Here is a 7,997-nt window from a genome sequence, read left to right as displayed (position 1 = left end):
ACTGAAATTACTAACCTGACTAATATTAGGGTCTTATCATCGAACAACCCTTTACCTACTGCGGTGGTTATCGGTGAAGACCGTACAGTACCTACAGAAATTATTGATGATGATGGTTTAACTGACTTCAATGAAGCTACTGATAGCATTGACTTTTACGAAAGCCTAGAAGGGATGCGGGTGCAAATCAATAATGCTGTAGCGGTTGCTCCTACCAATAGGTTTGGTGAAATTTGGACGGTTCCAGGTGATGTCAATCCTACTGGTGTTAATAATCGTGGTGGCATTACCATTAGTGACGGTGACTTCAATCCAGAGCGAATTCAGATTGATGACACTCTATTCAATGGCATTTCTCCTACAGTTAATGTCGGTGACCAGCTCGGTACTGTAACAGGGGTACTTAGCTACAGTTTCGGTAACTTTGAACTCCAGTCTACTGAACCAATTAGTGCTACATCAGGTAACCTAACGCCAGAGATAACGAATTTAGTCAGTAGTGCCAATCAACTTACCATTGCTAGCTTCAATGTCGAAAACCTCGACCCCAATAGTCAAGATGGGGATGATGATATCGGTGATGGTAAATTTAATGCGATCGCATTTCAACTGATCAATAATCTCCAATCCCCCGATATCATTGCTCTCCAAGAGGTTCAAGACAATAACGGAACTATAGACGATGGTAATGTGGATGCTAGGGAAACCTACGAAACTCTGATTAATGCCATAGTTGCTGCTGGTGGACCTCAGTACTCCTTCTTTGATATCCCCCCTGTGGACCGTCAGGATGGGGGTCAACCTGGTGGTAATATCCGCGTCGGTTACCTCTACAACCCTAACCGAGTTACCATCAACACTGATTCTGCTCAACGTATTGGTGTTGGTGAGACGGCTTTCGATAATACCCGCAAGTCTTTGTTGACGGAGTTTGAGTTTAACGGTGAAACCATCTCTGTTATTAATAATCACTTCTCTTCCAAGGGTGGTAGTGACCCTCTCTTTGGTGAGAATCAACCACCACAAAACGGTCAGGAGCAGAAACGGAATCAGCAAGCTCAAATCGTTAACGATTTTGTCGATACCATTCTGACTAATGACCCTGATGCCAATGTGGTAGTGCTCGGAGACTTCAATACGTTTGATTTTGAAGAACCACTGGAAACTCTTAAGGGAGCTCACAATTCAGTGCTGACCAATCTGACGGAAACGTTACCAGAGGATGAGCGTTACACATTTATTTTTGAAGGGAACTCTCAGGCACTTGACCACATTTTAGTCAGTGATAACCTAGTTAATGCTCGTGCTGAGTATGATATTGTCCACGTCAACAGTGAGTTTGCTGACCAAGCTAGCGACCATGACCCAATTTTGGCTCGCTTTACCTTACCTGAGCCAACTATTATCAATGGCACCGCAGGTAGTGAGAAGCTGACTGGTACTGAGAACAATGACATTATCACTGGTTTTCAAGGTCGAGATCTGCTCACTGGTGATGGTGGTAATGATCAGTTTGTCTACACTTCACAGCGAGATGCTGGTGATCTGATCACCGACTTTGAAATGGGAAGTGACAAAATTGTTCTTACTGAGTTATTTAATAATAACGGAATTACAGTTGCTAATTATGCAGATGCGATTAATCGGGGCTTTCTGAGTTTTGCTTCACAGGATAATTATGCTGTTGTTTTGTTTGATAAAGATGGCTCTGGTGACAGCAATTATCAAGGGGTGTTCAGGAAATTAGAACAGGAATTTCCGTTTCCTTCTTTAAATACTAATTCAGATGGAAGTCAGATATTTCTCGTTCTCGAAAATGTTGATGTTGTTGAGCTACATGATTATAGTAATTTTGTGATATAAAAGGTTTAAGGTTAGTTGGTTGAAGGTTAAAGGTTGAAGGTTAGCAGGTTGAAGGTTAGCAGGTTGAAGGTTAGGAGGTTGTTCGCGTAGCGTGGCCTTTTGGCCAAGGTTATTTGGTTGAATAATCTTTATCCTATTCCAAATAATGTTTAACGTTATTTAGCTGATTTTCGGTGCTTATCAAGGGCTACAATAAATCCCGCTACTGTTAGATTTGGTGTTAGCATTCAGCTATCAGGCTGAATGCTTACGATTTGGTAGTGTGCTCAGAAGACCTCTTGCAAAAGTCCAAAACTATTGCCGACTCCCGACTCCCGACTCCCGACTCCCTGCTCCCTACTCCCTGCTCCCTACTCCCTAAAACCTATCATTTGCGCCAAGACAAACGAACAGGCATTTCCGACCTTGGCATCAATTCTGGGATATCATTGGTAGCTTTAAACCTTGCCATGCACTTACCATACCAGTTAGCTCCTGGAAAAGCCGTTAAACCATGAGCAAACACACTAATCAACACAGTTACTACCATAGTACTAAACATCACTTCACTACCCTGAATTCCATCCCCCTCTAAAATTAGTAAACCATACAATATTGAAGCCACTCCCCTCGGTCCAAACCAGCCCAAAAATAAAATAGTATACCAACGCAACTTCATACCAATCACACTAATAGCAACCCCTACCATCCGAGCAATGGTAAGAGTAGCAACGGCGTATAATACCATCTGCCAATTGACGCTATCGAGAGCAGGAAACACCATCATTGAGCCATAAATCATAAAAATCAGCAGCACCAGCAACTGTCCCTCTGCTTCTCCAAACTCATACAAACAATCACAAATTGATGGAGCTGTATTCCCTAGGGTCAAGCCAGCACAAAACGCCGCAATAAAACCATTTCCCCCCACTAATTCTGCGATCGCATAAGCACATAAGGACAGTCCTAATACCGATAAATCTTCAAAACTATGAGTAATCCACTTGCGGCGAACACTCTGTGACACCAACCAACCGCCAATATAGCCAACTGCTACCCCAACGATTGGCCCGAGAATCACTTGCATAGCAGCAAAGCGAAACCAAAAGCTTGCTGTTCCCGTCCCTTCCATTGTTCCAGCTAAGGAGAGGAAAATTAATAGAATCGGTAAACAAATACCATCATTCAAACCACTTTCAACATTGAGGGATTGACGAATACAAATTGGAACACGAGGGCTGCTGACCACTGCTTGTCCTAAAGCCGCATCAGTGGGAGCCAGAATTGTTGCCAACGCTGCTGCTTCCCAGAATTCTAACCTACCTCCAAGCAACAGTACTGCCAAAATTGTTCCTAGGATAATTGTCAGCGGTAGACCAATACCTAACAGACGTACCGGTAAATTGTAGTCTCGACGCAACAGTTTAAGATTAATCCGAGAAGCATCAGTGAACAAAACCAGAATCAACGTAAATTCAGCAATTATCCGAACAAGCTCATGCTCTACCTCCAGATTCAATAAACCCAACAATTGCGGACTCAATAAAACTCCAAATATCACAAAAGCCATCGGTGGCGTAATCACACTTTTCTCAATGCGCCCAGAAATTAAACCAAAGCCGAGGATAAATAGAGCAATAATCGCAAATAGTTCAGTGTTCATGGAATTTATCTAAATCCTGAGTGTGTCAGTGCTATACCAAAGGGAACAGGGAACAGGGAACAGGGAACAGGGAATAGGAAAAAAATTCTGTGTACCTGATAGTTATGAAAAGTACTGATAGCTGATAGCTGATAGCTGATAGCTGATAGCTGATAGCTGATAGCTGATAGCTGAATGCTGATAGCTGAATGCTGATAGCTGAATGCTGATAGCTGATAGCTGATAGCTGAATGCTGATAGCTGAATGCTGAATGCTTAAGTTACAAAAGTCTGCTTTTACCACCCAAGCCAATCAGCCAGATCACAACAAACAACCAGTGAATGACTACAGCTGTCCAGATGGAGCCACTTTGAAGATAAGCAATAGTACAAATAATTCCCAAAAGTGTAGCTAGGAATAGAAAAATAGGTTTAAAAAATGTTTCCCGTGCCGCCGGATAGAAGGTAATAGCATTCAGCGGATGATAGATAACAAAAATGACTAAACTGACTGTAGACCAAGCGGATAGTGAAATTAATGAAGGGTTTTCTGATGGATGAGGTAATAATAAAACCCGGAAAAATATCTCTTCAAGTATTGCTGGGGTAAACAGAGCAGTTATCATAATCTTTCCCACTAGATGCCAAGAGGTTTTGACATTAACAGCACTTACATCACTTTCTCTGAGTAAGGGAGATAATGGGGCATCATGATCAGTTTCCTTTGAGAAGGGGGATAATGGGAGATCCTCAATAGTAAGTAAGTTCTGCTCCAGTTGTAGAAAGCCGTTCCGTAAACCAATCGGTAAAGCAATTAAACCATAGATAACGATTAAGATAACTACAATTGCCCAAGCTTGACCATCAGGAAACGTTAATATCCCAGCCATCAAGCGCTCGGTAACTCTTTCAGCAAATTTGGCCGATATCTCCATACTGACATCTCTAGAACTAGTAACATCCTTATGTTACTAGGTAAGCATTAGCTGAATGCTTACATTCATACTCCTTTAAACCCAAATTCCATTTCTTTCATCGATTCTGCCACAATGATAGTATCAGTTTTAGGAAGTTTGCGAGAAATACCAATTTGATTCAGGACAATGCCGCAAATAATTACAGCACCACCAATATACTGAGCTATTGTTGGTACTTCTGATAGAATCAAGTAAGCTGCTAAAATGCCCGCTACCGGACTAAAGGAACTCGCCAGAGAAACATCGGATGCAGTAGTAGTCTTCAAACCCTTAAACCAACAGAGTTGACCTCCTACTACAATCACAGCCCCATAGAGCAGCATCCATTGCCAGACAAATGGTGATAAAGCATCCATAAAATGACCTACTCCAAATAACTTAATCACCGCAACCAAGAAAATGACCGTACCTGTAGCAGTTCTGAACACGGTAAAGATTCCCAGAGGGATTTGGCGCAGCTTGACTTTACTAATAATGGTAGAAATTGCTAATGCGATCGCTCCTGCTGCTGCCATCAATTCACCGACACCAATCCTAAAGCCTCCACCCATATTAATCATGTTTTCCTGGGGAGGCTGAAGCACAATAGTCAGGATTACACCAATAAATGAAATAATCGCACCAGCTATCACCCAACGATTTACCCGTTCTTTGAGAAGTAAAACCGACAAAGCCAAAGCAAGAGGAGGCTCAATGCGTCCAATCAGCACTACATTATTAACAGCAGTGCGCTCAAGAGCGATAAATATCAGAGATGGTGCCAGTGCTCCTGACAAAACTGCAACACCTAGTAACCCTAACCAATCTGTTCCAGAGAGTTGTCTGAGGGCTCGAAAATTCCACTGTCGTCCATAAATAGCAATCAACGCTAGCAACGCGCAGAGATTGCCAACAAACAACACATTACAGAAGGAAATAGGATTTCTACCATCAATTAAATTATCTGCACCCAGGTCAGTGAGCTTACGAATGACCGAATTCGCTGCTGCAAAAATCAGGATAGCGATCAATAAGTAACCACGCCCTGGAATCCGATTCAACCAATCTGTTGTTTTAGCAATGAAACTTGACATAGACGTTGACAATAGCAAAGTTTCAATGAATCATATCATGTCCAGTGGTGCGCGGTAGTTTTATAGTCGAAGGTTTTTTGGGTAATAGGTAATAGGTAAGCATTCAGCCGTTTGGAAGATCTGAACTACGGTCAAATACTCCAATATTGTCTAAGCCTAAAAATACCCCTTCAAATACATTGTTGCCGTCGAAATCTTTGCGGTTAACCCACCAAGTAAAGTTCAGCAGAAGTTTTTGAAAGACCCGTTCTAAAAACTGGCGATCGCCTGTGCCATGGAACTGTTTTTCCAGCTTATAAACTTGCCAGGTTGCCCACCCATGCACGGGAGGATTAACATCTGAAAAGTTCCATTCATAGGCGGGAATTTGCCCATTGGGATGCATATACCACTCCCGCGTCATTAAGTCAAGTTGATTCTTAGCAAAATCTGGATCAATCATTGCTAAGGGGATGCAGTGGAATGCCAAATCCCAGGCTGCAAACCAGGGATATTCCCATTTATCGGGCATCGAAATAATATCTGCATTGTTGAGATGATTCCATTGCTGATTCCTGACTTTGAGACGTTCTGGTGGAGGTGGCGGTTGATTGGGGTCACCCTTGAGCCAGGTTTCTACGTTGTAGTAATAATACTGTTTACTCCACAACAGTCCTGCGAAGGCTTGACGCTGAATATTACGCTGATCATCATTAATTCCGGGTGGTGCGATCGCATGGTAAAACTGATCCGCTTCTGAGCGACGGGTGGCAATAATCCGTGAAAACTCACTGCCAAAGGGTTGGGGGATATTGGGAGCATCACTCAGCCACAGCTTAATCACCCGAGTCTCCCCAGCACCAATAGTAAATTGGTAATGGGGAGCCACTTTTGTACCGACTTTGCTAGGATTGACAGCATTCTTTTGACACTCCCCGCCCTATAAGAGCGGGGATTCTTAGTTCTACGACATGCCTTAAAATTAGTTATCCTGAAATGCCTTACTTAAGCCAAATATTCGTCCAGAAGAACCAAATATTGAGCCTAATTTAACTAACCCCAGTGGGCTTGTCTCCCTAAGCGTTGGGATTGCCCGTTCCCGTGTGCCCCACGGTACGTTATATACTTTGAATTTGTACTTTACTGGTTTTCGGTGTCTGTTAAGACCCATGGGTTTTGGCGAGGTTTTTCGCTCCTCGTGTACTAGTATCGCAAAACGCTCGTTGTTTTTAAATTGGCAGTACCGACTTTTCCTGCCTGTACTAGGCTACATGTTTATTCTATCACACTCTACTTAAAAGCCGTCGAAGGAAGGACGGGGCTTGAAACCCATTTTTTTTGGTCAATCCTGGCAAACTAATCATGGTATCTGGCCCCCAATCCCCAAACCAAGGGTAGCCTGCGATAATCGTTTTATCATCAGGTGCATCTGCTAAAGGGCGGTTGACAATAAATTGGTCAGCCGCCCATACTAATTGCCGGATCCAACTGGGGGTAGTTTTGAGATTGTGGGCAGCATCCCAACGGTTGATTAACTGCTGCTGGTATTGATAATGAGCGTCTAAGGCTGTGTTGCCATCAAGTTCAGGATGTTCTTCAGTGCTGACCACCAGAGTCAGGGATTCCCCAACTTTAAGTTGGGTCTCAAAGGTTGCGACATGGAGATGATCTTCGCGATCGCTTAATCCACGATTACGATTCAAGGGGAGCTTGAGAGCAGCAATCAGCAATCCATGATAACGGCGGGTGACTAGACCAGCTATCGTCCCTGATGCGTAGCCTCCAATTCCATTGGTAACTAGCCATTCCCGTGATTCTCCTGTGGGTAGATTACCGCAAATTTCTCGTCCCAAGTCATTACTCATTAGTCATTGGTCATTGGTACTTGGTAAGTAAGCTATCAGCTATCAGCGTGTCGCGTATCAGCTATCAGCTAGAAGTAAAGGCTTGTGGCCACGCTACGGGAAAAGTTTATGCCCATAGCGTACGCTACTAATGGTGATTTTGAATAAAATAAGCTGACGGCACCTCAAGTGTAAGCATTCAGCTATAGCGCGTGTCGCGTATCAGCTTATGGGCTATGGGCAAGCTACGGAACTTTTGAATAAGTGATGCACCAAGGTCTTCGGGGAAAACCCCACTCGCTATTGCATCAAGACAACTGGTAAGCATTCGCTTAATCTCTTTTACGGAAAGCTGTTCGCGCAGCGTGGGCCAAAAGCCCACGGCTGACCGCTGACGGCTGAATGCTTACCCTCAAGTAGCGTGAACCATTCGCGTAGCGTGGCCTTTTGGCCAAGGCTGACCGCTGACCGCTGACCGCTGAATGCTTACCTTGGTAATTTTGGGAATTGTTAAGAGGATATCTCCCAAGTTTTTTGATACTGAATTTTGCCCCCCTAGCCCCCCAACTTTGGGGGGAACAAGAGTCAATTTGCTTCTAAAAGTCCCCCAAAATTGGGGGACCAACGGGGGCTTGGATGT

7 protein-coding genes and 2 pseudogenes are annotated in these 7,997 nt (G+C 43.6%); 2 read left to right on the top strand and 7 right to left on the bottom strand.

The features are described from left to right. Positions 1–1,863: DUF8508 domain-containing protein (locus F6K20_RS15255; RefSeq protein WP_287295189.1), on the top strand; the 1,863-nt coding region annotated here is incomplete at its 5' end. Positions 1,864–2,080: 217 nt separating this feature from the next. After that, positions 2,081–2,224 carry a hypothetical protein gene (locus F6K20_RS15250; RefSeq protein WP_158026518.1) on the top strand — a complete coding sequence of 48 codons (144 nt, stop codon included), beginning with the start codon at positions 2,081–2,083 and terminating at the stop codon, positions 2,222–2,224. Between the two features lie 6 nt (positions 2,225–2,230). On the opposite strand, the gene F6K20_RS15245 is transcribed toward F6K20_RS15250, so the two are convergent. The 7 genes and pseudogenes from F6K20_RS15245 to F6K20_RS15215 form a co-directional block, all read right to left on the bottom strand. Continuing rightward, a complete protein-coding gene (locus F6K20_RS15245; RefSeq protein ID WP_287295187.1) occupies positions 2,231–3,505 on the bottom strand; it encodes a cation:proton antiporter in 1,275 nt (424 codons plus the stop codon). Positions 3,506–3,536: 31 nt separating this feature from the next. Next, positions 3,537–3,788 (bottom strand): hypothetical protein, encoded by a 252-nt coding sequence (locus F6K20_RS15240; RefSeq protein WP_287295191.1) that lies wholly within the window; start codon positions 3,786–3,788, stop codon positions 3,537–3,539. Next, positions 3,766–4,419 carry a CPBP family glutamic-type intramembrane protease gene (locus F6K20_RS15235; protein WP_071104937.1) on the bottom strand — a complete coding sequence of 218 codons (654 nt, stop codon included), beginning with the start codon at positions 4,417–4,419 and terminating at the stop codon, positions 3,766–3,768. Before F6K20_RS15235 ends, F6K20_RS15240 begins: the two co-directional genes overlap by 23 nt. 65 nt (positions 4,420–4,484) lie before the next feature. Further along, positions 4,485–5,534 (bottom strand): DMT family transporter, encoded by a 1,050-nt coding sequence (locus F6K20_RS15230; RefSeq protein WP_287295184.1) that lies wholly within the window; start codon positions 5,532–5,534, stop codon positions 4,485–4,487. Between the two features lie 106 nt (positions 5,535–5,640). Next, a pseudogene (locus F6K20_RS15225) lies at positions 5,641–6,441 on the bottom strand (MGH1-like glycoside hydrolase domain-containing protein); the annotation flags it as partial. A gap of 391 nt (positions 6,442–6,832) precedes the next feature. After that, positions 6,833–7,378: pseudogene (locus F6K20_RS15220) on the bottom strand (glycogen debranching enzyme N-terminal domain-containing protein); the annotation flags it as partial. Between the two features lie 391 nt (positions 7,379–7,769). Then, a partial coding sequence (locus tag F6K20_RS15215) for a hypothetical protein (protein ID WP_287295183.1) occupies positions 7,770–7,997 on the bottom strand: 228 nt, incomplete at its 5' end.

The organism is Moorena sp. SIO2C4 (genome assembly GCF_010672485.1).
Taxonomy (GTDB): Bacteria; Cyanobacteriota; Cyanobacteriia; order Cyanobacteriales; family Coleofasciculaceae; genus Moorena; species Moorena producens.
Note: the sequence above shows the minus strand (reverse complement) of the source record. Positions and strands in the feature narration are given on the sequence as shown.